This window comes from Mycoplasmoides gallisepticum, assembly GCF_900476085.1.
GTDB classification, from domain to species: domain Bacteria; phylum Bacillota_I; class Bacilli_A; order Mycoplasmatales; family Mycoplasmoidaceae; genus Mycoplasmoides; species Mycoplasmoides gallisepticum.
This window is the reverse complement of record NZ_LS991952.1, coordinates 295,850-312,863: the sequence shown is the minus strand read 5'-3', so window position 1 is coordinate 312,863 and position 17,014 is coordinate 295,850. Positions and strand designations below refer to the sequence as shown.

15 protein-coding genes, 2 tRNA genes, 1 rRNA gene, 1 other RNA gene and 1 riboswitch are annotated in these 17,014 nt (G+C 31.7%); all 19 genes read right to left on the bottom strand.

The features are described 5' to 3' along the window. Window positions 1-28 precede the first annotated feature (28 nt). The 19 genes from D2833_RS01345 to D2833_RS04205 all read right to left on the bottom strand — a co-directional run bounded on the left by D2833_RS01345 (window position 29) and on the right by D2833_RS04205 (window position 16,947). Window positions 29-1,545, bottom strand: a 16S ribosomal RNA gene (locus tag D2833_RS01345). Window positions 1,546-1,664: 119 nt separating this feature from the next. Beyond that, a complete protein-coding gene (locus D2833_RS01340) occupies window positions 1,665-3,413 on the bottom strand; it encodes an MATE family efflux transporter (RefSeq protein ID WP_011113471.1) in 1,749 nt (582 codons plus the stop codon). Continuing rightward, entirely contained in the window at window positions 3,397-4,032 is a 636-nt protein-coding gene (gene ytpR / locus D2833_RS01335; protein WP_011113470.1) for a YtpR family tRNA-binding protein, read from the bottom strand. The genes D2833_RS01340 and ytpR overlap by 17 nt, the downstream gene beginning before the upstream one ends. Window positions 4,033-4,034: 2 nt before the next feature. Beyond that, window positions 4,035-4,910, bottom strand: a complete 876-nt coding sequence (locus tag D2833_RS01330) for a DegV family protein (protein WP_225306200.1) — start codon at window positions 4,908-4,910, stop codon at window positions 4,035-4,037. Between the two features lie 87 nt (window positions 4,911-4,997). Then, window positions 4,998-6,182 (bottom strand): elongation factor Tu, encoded by a 1,185-nt coding sequence (tuf, locus tag D2833_RS01325; protein WP_011113468.1) that lies wholly within the window; start codon window positions 6,180-6,182, stop codon window positions 4,998-5,000. A gap of 195 nt (window positions 6,183-6,377) precedes the next feature. Continuing rightward, window positions 6,378-6,452 (bottom strand) — tRNA-Trp (locus D2833_RS01320). A 5-nt stretch (window positions 6,453-6,457) separates the two neighbouring features. Continuing rightward, entirely contained in the window at window positions 6,458-6,691 is a 234-nt protein-coding gene (locus D2833_RS01315; RefSeq protein ID WP_011113467.1) for a phosphopantetheine-binding protein, read from the bottom strand. A gap of 42 nt (window positions 6,692-6,733) precedes the next feature. Further along, window positions 6,734-7,333 carry a DUF5452 family protein gene (locus tag D2833_RS01310; RefSeq protein ID WP_011113466.1) on the bottom strand — a complete coding sequence of 200 codons (600 nt, stop codon included), beginning with the start codon at window positions 7,331-7,333 and terminating at the stop codon, window positions 6,734-6,736. Continuing rightward, on the bottom strand, window positions 7,333-8,415 hold the full coding sequence (locus D2833_RS01305; protein WP_011113465.1) for a DUF5443 family protein: 1,083 nt from the start codon (window positions 8,413-8,415) through the stop codon (window positions 7,333-7,335). Before D2833_RS01305 ends, D2833_RS01310 begins: the two co-directional genes overlap by 1 nt. 3 nt (window positions 8,416-8,418) lie before the next feature. Beyond that, window positions 8,419-8,745, bottom strand: coding sequence for an MG284/MPN403 family protein (locus tag D2833_RS01300; RefSeq protein WP_011113464.1), 327 nt, complete (start codon window positions 8,743-8,745; stop codon window positions 8,419-8,421). Window positions 8,746-9,041: 296 nt separating this feature from the next. Beyond that, on the bottom strand, window positions 9,042-10,466 hold the full coding sequence (proS, locus tag D2833_RS01295; protein WP_011113463.1) for a proline--tRNA ligase: 1,425 nt from the start codon (window positions 10,464-10,466) through the stop codon (window positions 9,042-9,044). A gap of 3 nt (window positions 10,467-10,469) precedes the next feature. Continuing rightward, window positions 10,470-10,607, bottom strand: coding sequence for a hypothetical protein (locus D2833_RS04075; protein WP_155242176.1), 138 nt, complete (start codon window positions 10,605-10,607; stop codon window positions 10,470-10,472). Between the two features lie 3 nt (window positions 10,608-10,610). Beyond that, the gene (locus D2833_RS01290) at window positions 10,611-12,146 is read right to left on the bottom strand and encodes an ABC transporter permease (RefSeq protein ID WP_231992484.1); all 1,536 of its coding nucleotides are present in this window, start codon (window positions 12,144-12,146) and stop codon (window positions 10,611-10,613) included. A 55-nt stretch (window positions 12,147-12,201) separates the two neighbouring features. After that, complete coding sequence (locus D2833_RS01285) at window positions 12,202-12,948, bottom strand: ATP-binding cassette domain-containing protein (protein WP_027333222.1); 747 nt, start codon at window positions 12,946-12,948, stop codon at window positions 12,202-12,204. Continuing rightward, window positions 12,948-14,048, bottom strand: a complete 1,101-nt coding sequence (gene cypl, locus D2833_RS01280) for an ABC transporter thiamine pyrophosphate-binding lipoprotein p37/Cypl (protein ID WP_011884033.1) — start codon at window positions 14,046-14,048, stop codon at window positions 12,948-12,950. The genes D2833_RS01285 and cypl overlap by 1 nt, the downstream gene beginning before the upstream one ends. A gap of 44 nt (window positions 14,049-14,092) precedes the next feature. Beyond that, a riboswitch (TPP riboswitch) is annotated at window positions 14,093-14,198 on the bottom strand. 62 nt (window positions 14,199-14,260) lie between these two features. Further along, an RNA gene (gene rnpB, locus D2833_RS01275) (RNase P RNA component class B) lies at window positions 14,261-14,612 on the bottom strand. A 727-nt stretch (window positions 14,613-15,339) separates the two neighbouring features. After that, window positions 15,340-15,413: transfer RNA gene (locus D2833_RS01270), tRNA-Trp, on the bottom strand. A gap of 15 nt (window positions 15,414-15,428) precedes the next feature. Continuing rightward, a complete protein-coding gene (locus D2833_RS01265) occupies window positions 15,429-16,598 on the bottom strand; it encodes a hypothetical protein (RefSeq protein WP_231992483.1) in 1,170 nt (389 codons plus the stop codon). Window positions 16,599-16,623: 25 nt separating this feature from the next. Further along, window positions 16,624-16,947, bottom strand: coding sequence for a hypothetical protein (locus D2833_RS04205; RefSeq protein ID WP_231992482.1), 324 nt, complete (start codon window positions 16,945-16,947; stop codon window positions 16,624-16,626). Window positions 16,948-17,014: the final 67 nt, after the last annotated feature.

Below are 17,014 nucleotides of genomic sequence, written 5' to 3'. Positions count from 1 at the left end.
CGTGTTAGTGTATTAATATACTCCATAGAAAGGAGGTAATCCACCCCCACGTTCTCGTAGGGGTACCTTGTTACGACTTAACTCCAATCACCGGCCCTACCCTAGACATGCGCTTCCTTGCGGTTAGCAACACGGTTTTAGATATTACCAGCTCTCATAGTTTGACGGGCGGTGTGTACAAGACCCGAGAACGTATTCACCGCGACATGGCTGATTCGCGATTACTAGTGATTCCGACTTCATGAGGGCGAATTGCAGCCCTCAATACGAACTGAGACCAACTTTACAGATTAGCTCCACCTTACGGATTTGCAACTGATTGTATTGGCCATTGTAGCACGTTTGCAGCCCTAGACATAAGGGGCATGATGATTTGACGTCATCCCCACCTTCCTCCAACTTACGTTGGCAGTCTCGTTAGACAAAGTAACTAACGATAAGGGTTGCGCTCGTTGCGGGACTTAACCCAACATCTCACGACACGAGCTGACGACAACCATGCACCACCTGTCATTGGGTTGACCTCCACTATATTTCTATAGCTTCGCCCAAGATGTCAAGTCTAGGTAAGGTTTTTCGTGTACCGTCGAATTAAGCAACATGCTCCACCACTTGTGCGGGTCCCCGTCAATTCCGTTTGAGTTTCATTCTTGCGAATGTACTACTCAGGCAGGATGTTTAATGTGTTAACTGCAGCACCGAAGTATTCGCTCCGACACTTAACATCCATCGTTTACAGTGTGGACTACTAGGGTATCTAATCCTATTTGCTCCCCACACTTTCAAGCCTAAGCGTCAGTATTGGCCCAAGTCCTCGCCTTCGCCTCTGGTGTTCTTCCATATATCTACGCATTTCACCGCTCCACATGGAGTTCCAGGACTCTCTACCAAACTCTAGACTAGAAGTTTCCAATGCATACAATCGTTAAGCAATTGCTTTTAACACCAGACTTTCTAATCCGCCTGCGCTTGTTTTACGCCCAATAAATCCGGATAACGCTTGCAACCTATGTATTACCGCGACTGCTGGCACATAGTTAGTCGTTACTTATTCAAATGGTACAGTCAAATTAATAGCTTTCCACTCTATTAACTGTTCTTCCCAAATAAAAGAACTTTACAATCTAAAAAGACCTTCATCGTTCACGCGGCATTGCTCCATCAGACTTTCGTCCATTGTGAAAAATTCCCTACTGCTGCCTCCCGTAGGAGTATGGGCCGTGTCTCAGTCCCATTGTGGTTATTCTACCTCTCAGCATAACTACACGTCATCGCCTTGGTGGGCCATTATCCTCACCAACTAGCTGATATGCCGCACCCTCATCTTATAGCGAAGCAGTTGCTTCTTTAAAGTTATTCTCATGCGATAGTTAACTTGTTATGCGGTATTAGCTAATCTTTCGACTAGTTATCCCCCACTATAAGGCAGATTGGATACGTGTTACTCACCCGTTCGCCTCTAATGTATTGCTACATCCGATCGACTTGCATGTATTAGGCATGCCGCCAGCGTTAATCCTGAGCCAGGATCAAACTCTCAGAAAATGACAGATTCTATTCAGTTTTCAAGAAGCATTTTAGGCTAGCTATTCAATATTGCTGAAAAGATAGCCTTTAAAATTATAGCACAATATTTTCGTTTGAAAAGATTATTTGAAAAAAAATTATTGTTTTGCTTTGACCTTAGGGTTTTTAGTTTTATTTAAATATTTATCAAGCATCGTGCCAATATCAAAACGTTTACTAACAAACTCACGATATTTATGAGCAAACGGAATTGAGATAATTCAGTTACCAATACAAGTTAAGATCGCATTAATTGGTTGGATCCAAATATATAGATAAATATTATTTGTATCAATTGCTAAATTGTACATAGTAAAGAAGACTGGAGCAAAAGTAAATAGCCCTTGCATTAATGAAGCGATCCAAGCCATCCCAATTCTCTGAGTTGATTGAAACAACAATTGTGCATTCATACTTAATGCAATAAAAATCGATTGAACTAATGTAATTCTTAAAACAAGATTAGAAACAACTAAATTATCAGCACCTTGGATATTAAATAGATTAATTAAGAAGATATTATTTAAACCAAAACCAAATAAAAGATAAACGATTGATGAATAAGAAAAAGCAATTAATGGGACATACCAATAGATCTTGGTAATGTCTTTGAAGTTACGTTGACCAAATTTAAAACCACATAATGATCTACTGCCATGGATTAATCCCCAAACTGATTGCAACATCAGGTTACTAATCGGGGTAACTGAACCAAAGATTGACTGGTAATAGTTCGGGGGTAGATTGGGTTGGATCTTTTCAGTGATAGTAACTAAATTAGTTTGGAAAATCCCGTTTGAAACTGAAAGTGCTGCGTTTCTAAAAAAACTAGCCAACCCAATTAAGATAATTAAATATAAATAGTTCCAATTAAAATGACCTTTTCTAAAGATTTCACGGTATTCAAGATGGGTTGCTTTTTTCTTAATCAGAACGATGTTATAGATCACATAAGCTAAACAGCTTAGTGATCAACCGATCACAGTTGCATAAGCAGCTGCTGCAATTCCTGCACTGGTATATCTGATTAATAAATAATCAAAAAGAATATTAATCAGATTAGCTAGTGGTGGGATGATTGAGATGAATAGTTGTCGTCCTTCAGATTGATTTAATAAGAAGTACATCTGATTAAACGTTTGGATCGTAAATAAACCTGCAAGAATATAAACATAACTACTAGCATTTTGAACTTGTAGTTCTCTAAATCTTGAAAAGAAGATACTTACGATATAACCATATCTAGAGTTAGTATCAAGCGATTCTAAAGAACGATTCATCGTTCCGTTAGCTGAACTAGTTAGTCACGTTTTAGCTACACCAACAATGATCATTGAGGTAGCAATACTAACAATTACATTAGTAATAAAACCAGTTGCCCAAACTTCTTTGATCTTTTCTTCATCACCTCTTCCCAGTGCTTTGGAAAACTGGTTAGCCAACCCCATTGTGATTAATAATGTTAAAGCATTAATAATCACAGTAATCGGAGCAGAGATCGAAATCGCAGCTCTAATTAAGTCATTAATATTAAATGGCGGGATTTTTAGGTTATTTGATGCAGTTAAATAATCTTGATAAATTCAACTTTGACCGTTACTATCAACAAAGTTGAAGTAGTCATTATCAAAGATCGAATCGGGATTAAGATCTGATCTTGTGACAAACTTTACGATCATAATCTGATCAACAAAGATGTATAAAGCCGCAAAAAATGAAACCAGAATTGAGGGAATAATGAAACGTAATAAAACAATAAAAAGTCTACGATCATTAAACCTTTTGGTAATCCGATCGTTTAAAACATTTTTACTAGTTAATTTTTCATTATTAGTATTTAAGGGCATTGGCTTGTTGGATATTATCGGTTTGGAACTCTTTTCCAACAACTAAATCATCATCAAGCACAAGAATTTTACGATCGTCGTTGACAAGATCAGTTAAACCTAGTTCATTTTCTGAACAGATCATTCCGCTTGATTCCAAGTTAAATAATTCTGAACATTTGATGTGTTTACCTGTATTGATAAACCCATCAACCTTCACAACAACAACTTTGATTCCTTCTGAAACGTTTGAACCACCACAAACGATTGATAATGGTTGTTCTTTAGCAATATCAACTAAACAATGGTTTAGATGGGTGTTGAGAATTGGATTAACTTTAATTACTTGTCCGATAACAAATGGTGACTCTAAACTTTCAAATCCAGTGAGATATTCACTAAGTAGATGTTTTTTTAACTCTTCGTTTAAAAAGACAAGTCCGTTATTTTTAATTGATAAAAATAACTTTTCATCTTTTGAAACATTCAAGATATTAAAACTAACAATCTGATCATTTTCATCATAGAAATAAATGACCTTACCAAGATCTCTTTTGCTTTTAATCGTGCTTGGATCTTTAATGTATCCAATCATCGTATCTTGTAGATTTTCTAAAGAATAATATAAAGTCACTTGCATGATTAATCTTCCATTTCAACTAGTAAAGCATAGTTAGAAAAACCAGTATGAATCGCTATAACTGGTGAAAACATTGCTTCTTCAACCACTACTTTATCTTTTAGTAATGATTGGAATTCATGAACCACTTTTTCTCTTTCTTTTGGATCTAAGATCGTTGTAATAACAGCTGCTTTTTTAATTTTTTTACTTATTAAATTAACTTTTTGTTCTAAGAAATTAATTAATTCTTTTTTTGCTGCTAGATCAGTTTTAGTCTTGTCAAAATATTCTAGACCACCATTAGCTGGCATCATGCTGATTAATAATTTTAGTTTTAAAGTTTTAACAAAAACTGCTTTAAATCCTTTTAGTCGACCACCAGCAATTAATTGACTAACATCAGAAACAACTAAAACACCACCAAAATTTTTCTTTTTCTTAGCAATGAAAGTTTCTAACTCTTTTGGATCTAGTTCGTTCTTTTTAGCTTTTAAGAAATCGCGAATTAATTCTAGGAATCAAACGATCCCAACTTCTACTGAACCAAGATTAAAAACAAAGAATTTATCTTTAAATTCAGTTTCTAAGCTTTTTCAAGTTGCGTAATTGCTTGAAAGTTTTTCTGAAATCGGAAAACCGATCACGTAATCATATTTCTTAGTTAACTCTTCCACAGTTTGCTGCAATAAGCCAATAGATGATTGTGAAGTCTTAAATTTTGAACCACCTTTAATCTTTTCGTTTAACGTTTCTAAGTTAATTCCAGTACTAGCGTTACAAACTTTTTCGTCAGAATTACGAGTTTCAATGATGTTTAGTGGAACTAAATAGATATCCTTTGATTCATCAGCTAAAATGTTTGCTGATGAATCTATGATAAATGCAATTTTTTTCAAAATTAATACTTCCTTACAATATTCTCTATAAAGAAAACTAAGGAACAAAGTTCCTTAGCCATTATAATTTTTTAAATTTAAATAGGCCTATTCAAGTACTTCTACAACTGTACCAGCACCTACAGTTCTACCACCTTCACGGATAGAGAACTTAGAACCTTTTTCACAAGCGATTGAAGAAATTAATTCAACGATAATTTCTGTGTTATCACCAGGCATAACCATTTCAGTTCCTTCTTTTAATTGGATTGAACCAGTTACGTCAGTTGTTCTGAAGTAGAATTGAGGTCTGTAACCATTTAAGAAAGCTGTGTGACGACCACCTTCATCCTTCTTAAGCGCATAAATTTCAGCTCTGAATTTCTTGTGTGGAGTAATTGAACCAGGTTTAGCTAAAACTTGACCACGTTGTACATCTTTACGGTCTACACCACGAAGTAAGATCCCAGCGTTGTCACCAGCCATAGCAGCATCTAGTTCTTTTCTGAACATTTCAATACCAGTTACTACTACTTTTCTAGTGTCAGTAATACCAACGATTTCAACTTCTTCACCAACTTTAAGTTGACCACGTTCAACTCTACCAGTTACTACAGTACCACGACCAGTAATTGTCATAGTATCTTCGATTGGTAATAAAAATGGTTTATCAACTTCACGGTCAGGAGTTGGGATGTATTCATCAACTGCTTTCATTAGTTCATGAATTTTTTCTTCTCATGCAGGTTCACCATTAAGAGCACCTAAAGCAGAACCTCTGATTACTGGAGTGTTATCACCATCAAATCCGTAAGATTTAAGAAGATCTCTAACTTCCATTTCAACTAATTCTTGCATTTCTGGATCATCAGCTACATCACATTTGTTTAAGAATACAACCATCTTAGGAACACCAACTTGGCGAGCTAATAGGATGTGTTCACGAGTTTGAGGCATTGGACCATCAGTTGCAGACACAACTAAGATACCACCGTCCATTTGAGCAGCACCTGTAATCATGTTTTTAACGTAGTCGGCGTGACCGGGACAGTCAACGTGTGCATAGTGACGATTTTGAGTTGCGTATTCTACGTGTGCAGTGTTAATTGTAATCCCACGAGCTTTTTCTTCTGGTGCAGCATCAATTTCATCATATTTTTTAGCTTCAGATGTACCGGCTTTTGATAACACGGTACAAATTGCTGCGGTTAATGTAGTTTTCCCGTGGTCAATATGACCGATTGTTCCAATATTAACGTGAGGTTTACTACGATCGAACCTTTCTTTTGCCATTTTTTTAAATATTTCTCCTTGAAAATTCTAAAGTGAAACGGTTTTGCACCGTGTACTTATAGCGCTATATGTAACATATAACTAATTGCTAATATATTATATTATTAAAAAGCATTTTTTTAATAAAAAGTTCTAATAATTTTAAAAAAAAGACGCATCCACTGCGTCTTTTTTAAAAATGAATTTGTTAATTAATGGCAGGGGTGACAGGACTCGAACCCACAACACTCGATTTTGAAGACCGATGTTCTACCATTGAACTACACCCCTAAAGCCTACTTTTTCAGCTCTTTAATATAAAGTATTAAGTCATTTATAGTTTTTATTTTCATCAACTTTTCATCTGAAAACTCAATATTAAATTCTGATTCTAATTCAACAATGATGTCGAACAGATCTAAAGAATCAATCCCTAATTCTTTATAACTTTTATTGATATTAGAATCATTTATTGTTACTGCCATCTTTTTCTTTTTGGCAATATTATTGATGACGCTTAAAATCTCCATAAATGCCCTATAAGTATATCAATTTAAAAATTAAATTAGTAATTATTCGTTATTAGCAAAGACTTTGTCTCTTACTTTTAATACGAATTGATCCCAATATTTAACTGTTTTGTTCTGATATGTTGTGGGTTTTTTAAATGATCAGACAACATTGATGCTGATTGAGCGACTAGGGTTTTCGATATAATAATCAACATCAATAAAGATATCATCATTATTGTTGCGAAACATTTGGGTCGATCTTATTGCTTGATAGATCCATTTTTTAATATTTCTCTTAAAAAGGTTAAGATCAAACCCACTAAAGGGGCGGTCGTAGTTATTTTGGTAGAGATAATCACGATAATTAATCAAATTATCTAATTCGCTTGTTTTATATAGGTATTGATGGATCGACACATAGTAGTAATAATACTTGCTAGAATCAACTTGATATTCTAACGGGTATTTTTTCAGGCTTGGTAATAGATCGTTTTGTAAATCAGCACTAGGATCACTAATTGATTTATCATCAAAATTCTTCTCATCTTTTTTGGTTGTTTTCGTACTTGAAAAATAGGTAGCAACTGCTAATCCAATCGTTCCAAAAAAGAGAAAAGAAGAAAGCAAACCAATCGTAATCTTTTTATAGATTCGATTCATTATTCCACAAACGAATATGATCCTATTGATTTGATCACTTTAGGTAAGATATCAATAAAATCTAGTTTACTTTTATCATCTAACCAAGCAAAATAACCAAACGAATTAACTGATTCGATCTCATATTTAACCTTGTTTATTAACAAGCTAAGCTGTGTTGTGTAAGATCCTTCTCCACCTTTTGGTAAAAAGAAGTAATGATTATTAATTCCCCGATTAATAATCTGATCTTGATTTGTGTCGTAGATATAGTTAGTATCAAGCGCGAGTTTGATATCAGTGTTAGGTGGATAGGTAATCTGATTTGTGTTCTCAATTACGAGAGATTTTGTACTCCCATTAGTAGTTGTTGAATAATCAAAAACAACTCTAGATTTAAAAAGAGTGACCACTGCATCGACATTGATCGTTAAAAGATCTCTAATTTGGTCTAGATTACTTAAAAAGCTGTAATTAGGTTGGTATCAACTTATCGCTTTCTTTTCTTGAACTTGATAATCTGCATCAATATCACGATTGCCAACTCGATCGCGAAAAAAGAGAAAGTTATTTAACTTTATTTTAGTTACTAATCTAGCATCTTTAAGATTCTCAAGTAATAACCTTAAGGCATTAGATTCTAGTGAATCTCTTATTCCTTCTAAGATATCGTTTTGTAAATAAAGATCAATTACAACAGAGATATCGATCCCTTCTTCAAATCTTTCTTTTGTTAATTTCTCTAATGGAACACTAACTTTAATCTGCGCTTTTTGATAACCGTCTGTCTCTTCGTTGGTTATCTCACTAAAAACTGAAGGATAGACATTACCAGCAATAAAGACATTGCTTTGAATCGTATTCGGAGGTAAGATCGAATTATTCTCAAATAAAATTTCGAAGTACAGATTAAGATTATTTTGATCAGATCAGGTGTTTTGAAAACTTAATAATGCTCTGAAATAAATCGGATTGCTGTTTTTATCAACAACAATAGTTCCATCTTTATTTCTTAACGGATTGAGTCTTCACCATCAACCTTCTTTATTAATAACGATTGGTTTAGAATTGTTATTACTATCGATATTATAGCTAATCAACATTGACTAATTCGGGATATATACTCCTAGGGAGTAGAACAAACTACAACATGCCTTGTTTAGTAACCGGTAAAAACTTGCTTGACTATAATTGAACTCGTTGCGGTGCTTTCTTTTTAAGAAAACATCGATTAAAATATCTTTTTCGTCCTTTTTTAGCCTTTTTAAAGTCGCATCAATTAAATCAACATATGATTGCATTTCTGATTGATTATCAACACCTAGATCATGATTAAAAACACTTTTGATAATTTGTCTATTTTCAATGCGCTTTCTATAGAAATCATATCTTTCTAAGTATTTTTTTGCATCATTTATGATTTTTCTGTTCATAGAAATACTCCTCTCAGGTTGTCTATTTAAGATATGATTTTTTTTCACAAAAGTATGAAAAATTTTTTTAGCTATTTTCACTTTGAACATTTTTATGAAAAAAAACTACAGATAACTTTAAATATAGTTAGATAATAATTAGTTATCTAACTTAACTATAACCGATAATTCTGGCTTATTTCTGAGCTTTTTCTGATCAAACGAGCTTATTTAAAAGTTAAATAACTTCGGTTGATTTTTTAATAAAGTAACTATAGAAAATATAATATGCAAAAGCAAATATTTAATCAAAAATTTTAGTAAGAACGCGCAAAATAGATTTCCACTTTCGCTTTTTTATTAGAAATAAAACAACGCTCTTGTGTTTGTTCATCTAAGTACTTAATAATGCATCGAGAAGATGCACCTGTTTTTTCTTTTATCTGTTTTTCATAAAGATCTTCATTGCAATAGAAAACCCTAACAAACTTACCAGAAGCAATCTTTTGTTCAAACTCTTCAAACGTTTGCGCAAAATCAACTTTGGTTTCAAAAACAGCTTTGGCTTTTTGATAAAGTTTTTGATCAAAAGTACTAAATAATTCTTCAAGCTTTTGATCTAAATGATCAAGGTTGATAAATTGCTTTTGTTTTGTGATTCGATCGATGAAAACGATTTCGTTTTTCTTTAAATCGTTTGGACCCATTAATAAGACACAACAATCACCTCGTAATTGTGAATTCTTAATAATCTCCCCAGTAGAATCTTTATTAACATTTAAATGCACACGGTATTTTTGTGAATATTTATTAGCCAGTTCTTTTAATTTGGCATTTAATTCTTGGTTAGTATCATCAAAAATACAGTTCAATGAAATATGATAAGGCGCAACTTTAGTTGGGAAAACCAACCCGTCATCATCCCCGTGAGTCATGATGATTGCTCCAATGATTCTAGTTGATACTCCTGCTGACATACTAAAAACATTTTGGTAATCATTATTCTTAGTTTGGTATCTGATATCAAAAGCTTTAGAAAAATTTTGTGACAGATTATGAGAAGTTGCACTTTGTAGCGCTTGACCATCTGGCATAATGGTTTCAACAGTATAGGTGGTTTTAGCTCCAGCAAATTTTTCTGCTTCAGTTTTTTCACCAGCTACTAAAGGGATGCATAAAATATCCTTAATAAATCTTTGATATAACTTTCAAATATCTACTGCAAAATCATTAGATTGTTCTTCTGTTTCAAAACAACTGTGAATTTCATGTCAAAAGAACTCACTGTTTCTTAGAAATGGACGAGTGTTTTTTTCTACCCTAAAAACACTAGTTCATTGGTTGTGTTTTATAGGTAATTGACGGTAATTTCTTAAAGTTTCACGTCATAGATTACAAAAGGCAATTTCTGAAGTGGGTCTTAAAATATATTTTTCTGTTTCGTTACTGGTTTTAGTAACTATAAAAAGTTCAGGAGCGAATCCTTCTAGGTGTTTTTTCTCTAGTAAAAAATCGTTCTGACTTATTAATGATGGTAAACAAAGTTCTAAAATATCACGTTGATCAAACTCTTTAGTTAGCTCTTTTTTTATTAGCTGTCAAATTTTTCAACCATTGGGAAGAAATGACATAAAGCCTTTGATGTTTGAGTAATGGATTAAATTTCCTTTACTAATTACTTCAGTATATCAGTCTGAAATATTGTCATCTTTAGAAGATGCTAGATTTTTTTTAAAAGCCATATTTTATCTTTTTTGTCAAACAGTGATTGAAAGGATAGAGATAATGATTATTACTAGAATGATCACGATGATGGCTCCAGCAAGAATCATCTTATTCCTTTTGTAATTTGATACTTCGTTCTTTTCTTTTTTGTTCTTCATTATCTACTTATTAGTATAAAAAAATTTTTTATATCTAACCATTATCGATAACAAATCAATTACCTGGAAGTATACCATAATACTAATTACATAACTACCTAGGTTTTCAATGCTTCCTCTGTAAATATAAATATCTAGTAATTGACCAATTACAGATGTTCCATAAGCCCCTAAGGTTATTATTGTTCTAAGAATCGATTCAAACTCTAATTGATAAACAGTAACTAAATCTTTTCTAATTGAAGGAATGATATAGACTCTTAAGATTTCAAAATTTGTGTAAAGCTTGCTTTTTAAACTAGTTACAACTGTTCAGTTTATAGAATTAATTAGCACGTAGATTTTTTTAGCTAATGAAGTTGAAAAATATAACGATCCTATAAAAACAATTGTTGAAATACCAGAGTTGAATAAAGGATTAAATAATCTAAAAACGATTATTAAAGGGATCGTTCTTATGATTAAAAATAAAGCTTTAAAAAATAGCGATACATATCTATTTAGTAAGTTTGAACATAATGTTGCAAACAATAAGCTAAAGATAAAAACTATACCTAAAATTAGAATCGCTTGTAACGTTAAAAGAATGATCATTAAAAGCGGATTTTCATTAAAAGTTGTAGTGGCAAAAAACGACTTGTTAAAATTAAACAATCGTTGAAAAAAGTCGGTAAAAATTAACAAATTATTAACTCTTAACCTTATTGAAAATATTGAATATATGCTAAAAGTAATAATCAAAATAAAGATTAAATAAACTAGGTATTTTTTGATTGTTAATAGCTTATTTAAGTTCTTTGTTTTAGGGTAAGATTTTCTAGCTACTAAATATGTTTCAAATAAATATAATGCTCCCTCATTGATTAATAAAAAAACCATCAAGACTAGAAGCGGAATCAACGTTGATGCAAAATCATTATTTATGGAAATTGGGTCATTAATCAATTGACCTATTCCAATTAAACCCACAGCAGATAAAATTGTTGTTCATCTAAAATTTGACTCTAATGAATAAGCGAACAGAACTAGGATTTTTGACTTGATATCAATGAAGATATTATTGATAAAAGAGCTAAGATGATTTTGTGATCGATTAACAAATTTCTTAAATTGTTCGACTTTGCTGTTTTCGATATAATCTGCAATATATTTAGCATTCCATAACATTGAAAATCAAGAAATAATAATTATCGCTGATAGGTCTGAATTAAATGAAGTGTTAAATAAGTTAATAAAAATAACAACAGGAAACGATCTAAAAAAGATAATCCCTAATTTAACAAAAATAGCAGTGAAGTTATTTGTGATCCTCAACGAAGATAAATAACCCAACAAGAATCCTAAGATAAATCCAATGAAGGTTCCTGTGGCGGTATATTTTATTGTTATTCACAGTTGCTCAAAAGATTTAGTTAATAATGATGATTTATTAACTGCTGATTGATTGAAGAAGTTAGAGATATTGTTTTTAAAAACCGCTAATCCATGAGCGTTTATCCCCAATTTAATGACGATGGCAGAAATAATACATAAAAACAAAAAAACCGTAAAAAATACGGTAAATTTGTTTATTTTTAACAATTGAAAAAATTTATTATGTCTCATATTTTTTTCTAATCTCATCGATATTAAGATCCGCAGAATTGTTAATTAAAATTGGTTTTTTATTTTGAATAATCAGGATCTTATCAGCAAATTTTTTAACTATCTCTAGATCGTGAATTGAAATGATTACCGGGGCTTTAAATTGCTCAGATAATTTTTTGATTTCTCTAATAACAATTTCTGAGTTTAGATAATCTAAATCAGTAGTAGGTTCATCAATTAATAATAGTTTGGGTTTTTGAAAAAAGATCTTAGCAATATCTACTCTTTGTTTTTGACCTCCCGAAAGATCTTTAATCAGTTTGTTTATATGATCAGATAAATCTAATGTTTTTAAAACTTCTTCTACCTTGTTTAAAACCGAAATCGGCGTAATGTTAAAAAACTTATAGTATCAAGGTTTTCTGATACTTCTGATGATATTTTCATAAACATAATCATCAAGAATTAAATTAGGAATTTGATCTAAAAAACAGATAAATTTAGCGATTTTCCTGATTTTATGTTTACTTAAAGAAGGTAAATTTTGATCATTAAAAACGATCTCACCCTGTGAAACTAATTTTTTATCTGTAATCGAGTTTAGTAAAGTTGTTTTTCCAGATCCAGATTTACCAATCAACATTAAAATCTCAGAACCCTTCAATTCAAAATTGATATGATCAACATTAAAACCCTTATACCTTTTGTGTTTGATTGAAACATCCAAAAACTTAATGTGATTCGTATTACTCATTAATTAATATTTGCCTTGTTTATAAACTGATAAACTTCTTTGTTTACATCTTTAATCACACGATAACCATTGTAACCAACTGTTGGTCCATATGTATCTTGGTTATTTTTTGCTAATTCAACGATACTTTCACTTACTGCATTTATCACATCGTTAGTTAATCGTTTATTAAACACACCAATATCATATAAAGCTGGGTCGGTTAAACTTAAGATCTCAACTTTTGTGTTGTTGTCATTAGGATTGAATGTGTAATTAGGAACGTTTTTATTTTTATTTTGTGTTCATGCAAATGAATTCATATCATCAAAAACGATATGAACTTTTGGGTTTGTACCGATTTCTCTTCCTCTTACTGATTGATAATCAGAAATTGTTAAATTCGGATCGTTAAAATGTTTCTTCAATAAATTTAGTGGGTAAATATATCGACCATTAGATGACGTTCTACCCCCACCAATTCCATAACTAGAGAATGTTGCTCAGTTTTTTTGTGCTCAAGCTTCTTTAATCTTTGCTAATGTATCTTGATCCCCACCAATTAAGATCATTCCACGATAAAAACTAATTAAATCATCCTCAGGACCATAGAAGAATTGGTATTTGTTACCATCTCACATTCTGTTCTCATCAGTTCAATTACGATAAGGGATTTCGTTAAATAATTCACTGATCTTTCGTGCTTTCTGATCAAGAGTTCCTGCTTCGTAAAAATCAGGGGTGTTATCGAATTTAAAACTTCTAGTTAAAGTTTGGATCTTGGTAATATAATCAGTATCATTAGTTTTGATTGCAGATGAAGAAACAAAAGCTAGGTCGGTTAAATTAGATTTTACCCGGTCAATGCTGGTGTTACCATCTTCTGTAAAGTTAGATGTAATTGAAACTGGCTTATTTAATTTTTGACTAACAGTTTGACTTAGATTTTTTAGATAATCATTAATGATTGCATTTGCATCATGATCGATCTTTAAATCAACTTTTAGTTGTAAAGTTCCTTGATTATTAGCATCATTAGCTTTTGCACACGACGAAACAAAAGCTGAAGATAATAAAAACGAACTTGAAATTAAAAACAATTTTTTAATTGTTTTAGACATAAAAAAACTCCTTTTTTAAATTTGAATTTAAATAAGGAGGCACACTTGTGAGAGATATAACTCGCTACGCTGGTGTTAACCAGATCAGCTCATAAGAGTGTTTCTCAACTTCTTTTATCCAAGATAAAAGAGGTACCTCTGTTATTGATTTTTATTATACATAGATATAAAAAAAATCTCACCAATTGACATTGGTAAGACTGATTAAGTGCTGCGATAAGCCATGTTCTGTCTTGATTGGTTATTTATCTAATAAAAATTTGATTTTTATTCTTCTAAACAATTCTGTTTCTTGTTTATTAGTTCCCTTACCAAATTTAGGTTTCTCGCTTGAGGGGTTTACCGCGTTTCATACTGAGTCTTTCGAGCTCAACTCGTCTCTGTGGCACGTTATGGAATAATTTGCATGTTGTTTTAGCAATTTAGCAACTTTTCCGCCGTCAGACTAATTCTAATCTGCTAAATTTTATCTTTTATTTATTTACACAAACACTACAAGCAATCACAGCTTGTGCGAGCATGGACTTTCCTCTGCTTTAAATAAAACAGCAACCAACTGCAGCATTAAAATTATATAAAAATAATCGGTCTTTTTAAATGATTAACAGCCAAATAGCAATAAAATTAAGACCCATTAACAGAGTTATCTATTGCACTTATGGTTTTCTATTTATCTTTTTTTATTAGCTAATCCTTTATTCTGTGACAACTTTAGTTCTCACATTTTTCTCTTCTCTAAGATCACTTAGAGTTTTAATTTATTGCTTTTTAAGTCATCTGCTTAGTGTTGCTTTTGCTCAGCAATTGCTACTGCAATAATCTTGCTTATTTGCAATAAATGAATACTATGTTTGTTGTATCAACAGCGTTTTTAAAAAATGATCACAGGTCTTTTATTAATTATTTAGCCTTAATCATGCTAAAATCTTTGTTTCGTAATTCTTTTGTAGGTCCAAAAGTTTTGCATTTATCTTTTAAGAATAATGTACGTGTTTCATACTCTTTATCAATTTTTTGGTAAAGGATATTTCATCATCTGTATAAAGATATCAATGAATAAGCATCGTAATTTTAGATCTAGGTCTTACAAAATTCTTTTTAATTTCCAATTATTAGTTCCACTAAGATTTTGGCTCATGATAGTTCCAACTAATAAGAATCGCTTCTATCATTTCAACTAACCTAAAAAGCACTCGCAAACTATTAAAAAAAATCCCCTAAATAAGACGCTTATAACAAAAATATCTTGACACTAAGCAGTGTCAAGATTTAGATTGTATTAACTTGTTAATGGCAGGGGTGACAGGAATCGAACCCGCATCGAAGGTTTTGGAGACCCTAGTTCTACCATTGAACTACACCCCTAAAAAAAGCCAATTATTAACTAATTGTTACTTTTTTAACAACATTAGGGTTTTTAGTAGTTGCTTTGTTAGTTTTTGATAATTTAACTTTGATCATTTTTGGTTCGGTTAGAGGTGTTTTATTAGAAGTTGTTTCTTCTTCATCATCAGCTTCAATATTAAATAAGTTATCCAAACTTAAAGTTGATTCACTCAGATCCATCGCATTAACAAAGTTTAGTAGATTACTTTGTTTGGTTAGATCACTTTCTTCTTGGTTCCTTCCAACTTTGGCTTCTTTTTTATTATTTACCATCTTAACCTTATAGGTTGGTTGATTGTTCTTTTTAACAACCTTAGGAGCTCTTGATCTCAGATTTTGAGCCGTTTCTTTTTTGATTTGACCGATCTCAACAATTGCACGATCGTTATTAAGATTCTCACTAATTCAATCGATACGATCTTTGAAATTTTCTAAATTTAGCCCTTCGTTTTTACGGCTTGGCTGATCGGTTAAATTAAATAATGATTCTTGTTCGCCATCATTAAATAAATTATTAGATGAAGTTAATAATAAAGGTTGTTCGTCAATATTATTAGCTTTAGATAATAATGCTCGTAGTTTTCGATTCTCTCTTCTTAACTTCCGACGTTCTTCTCTTAATTGGGTGATTGCTGATTTAACTTGTTCAACTAATGAAGCTGATAAAAATCCTGAGTTGCTAACGTAGTTTAATAGTTGCTTGGAATTTTTAAAATTAGGTAACGCGTTTGATGAAACAACTGCTAACTCATTCTTCTTAGCATTGAGTTTTTGCTTTTCATAATTAAGCCGTTGCAACTCTTGATCTAAGTAGACCTTCTTAGATTCTAATTCGCGATAACTATTCTCATAACCGTTCATATCAATTAAGAGATCACTAATTGATTCTTGGTATCATAAGTTGTTATCACTAACATCTGAATCATCTAAGTTTTGCAACGCAATATGTGATCCAACACTAATAATTACCCCAAGAAGTGGGATCCAACCTAATAAGAAATAAGATACGTATAGTTTCTTGAAGATCGAATAATAATCTAAGGATTTTTCAGTTAACGAATATTTAATTTGTTTATTGTGCATCTTAACAAAGCCATATAAAATCACACTGATAAAGTAACTAACAGCTGCTAAAGCAATTGTTAAAAATAAGTTAACTGACACATAAGTTGATTCCGATTGTTGAAAACTAAATTTGTTCAGATAAAAAAAAGACGATCGCTAAAACAAAGGTGATTAAAAAGATTAAATTTAATCAGATCGCAATGAAGTTGTATGTTTTTGTTGATCGGACTAGCTTGTCAAAAAAACGATTTTTATTACGGCTAACATCTAATGTTTGCAGATCGTGTTGATCGTAATTAACGTTCTTTTTGATCCGATTCGTTCTTGAGTCAAAACCAAAATGATCTTGTTGATCTTCATCAAAACGATCAGTTTCATCGTCATGAAAAATTGAATCAACAAAGCCTTCATCATCATAATCAAATATCTCTTTTTGATATGGTGTCATTTGTGTGTTTTATTACAATAATTTAATAATTATGTATAATTAATATTATATATATTATTATATCTTA